Source organism: Frankia sp. AiPs1, from assembly GCF_023716945.1.
Lineage (GTDB): Bacteria > Actinomycetota > Actinomycetes > Frankiales > Frankiaceae > Frankia.
Window position 1 is genome coordinate 1 of sequence record NZ_JAMQQF010000974.1, and the last position, 1,258, is coordinate 1,258.

Sequence of the window (1,258 nt, forward strand, 5' to 3'; positions counted from 1 at the left end):
CGGCTGCACCCGGCTGGCCTTCGACCTCGCCGACCCCCGGCAGCGGCCGGCCCTCCTCGTGTCGCTGCGCGGCCTGCCCGACCTTGCCCGCATCACCGTCGCCACCACCGCCGAGTGGACCGACCCCACCAGCGCCGTCGGACCCGCCGAGTGTGGCGACCGCACCAGCGCCGACGGACCCGCCGAGTGGACCGACCCCACCAGCACCGACGGACCCGCCGGGGGGATCGCCGGCACCAGCGCCGAGTGGTCCGGCGGGGGGGCTGCCGGCGGGGGTCTGCTGCTCGGGGCGATGGCTACTCACGCGCAGGTCGCGGCGCACCCCGCCGTCCGCGCCACGCTGCCGGTCCTCGCCGAGGCGTTCGCCCGGGTGGGCAATGTGCGGGTGCGGGAAGTAGCCACCGTGGGCGGTGTGCTGGCGGGCGCGGGCTACGCCTGGGATCCCCCGACCGTGCTACTCGCGCTCGGTGCGAGGGTCCGCATCGCCGGACCGGGCGGGGCGGTCCGGATCGTCCCGCTCGACGCGTTCTACCCGGCCCCCGGCACGACGGTCCTGCGGCCCGGCGAGCTGATCACCGCGGTCGAGGTGGACGCGCCCCCGACTGGCACGGTCGGGCGGTACCAGCCGTTCAAGACCCGGTCGGCGGAGGACACCACCTGCCTGGGGGTCGCGGTGACCATGCGGGTCGTCGACGGAGTCTGCGCGGGCGCCCGGATCGCGATCGGCAGTGGAACCCCGGTGCCCGTGGGGTTCGGCGACATCGATGCCGAGCTGGTCGGCCGGGCCCCGGACGCCGCGCGCATCCGCGCCGTCGCCGACGCCTACGCCGACGCCGTCGTCTGCGTCGACGATCTCAAGGCCAGCGCCGCCTATCGAGCCGAGATGGTCCGTGTCTGGGTCCGTCGGACCCTCGCCGCCACCCTCGCCGCCGCCCTCGCCGAGGCGGCAGCGACCCCGGCCGGGACGGCGGCCTGATGCTCGACGCGCGGGTGAAGGTGACCGGCCGGCTGCAGCTGGTCGGCGATCTCGCCGGCGCCGACGTCGGTCCGGGACTGCTGCACGCCCGGCTGCTGACGTCGACCGAGCCGCACGCCCTGATCCGGGTCGACACCGCCCAGGCGCGCCAGACACCCGGCGTCGCCGCGGTCTTTTCCGGGGCCGAGCTGGAGGCCGCCCTCGGTCGGCCCGCGCGGTTCGGCCCGATCCTGCGGGACCAGCCGCCGCTGGCCGTCGACCGGGTCCGGTACGCCGGCGAGC

The 1,258-nt window shown here is 76.9% G+C and carries 1 protein-coding gene and 1 pseudogene; both read left to right on the plus strand.

What is annotated here, in order from left to right:
- Positions 1-976, plus strand: a 976-nt coding sequence (locus ND748_RS32280; RefSeq protein ID WP_251750057.1) for a xanthine dehydrogenase family protein subunit M, incomplete at its 5' end; no start/stop codon positions are given.
- A pseudogene (locus tag ND748_RS32285) lies at positions 976-1,258 on the plus strand (4-hydroxybenzoyl-CoA reductase); the annotation flags it as partial. The gene ND748_RS32280 and the pseudogene ND748_RS32285, both read left to right, overlap by 1 nt.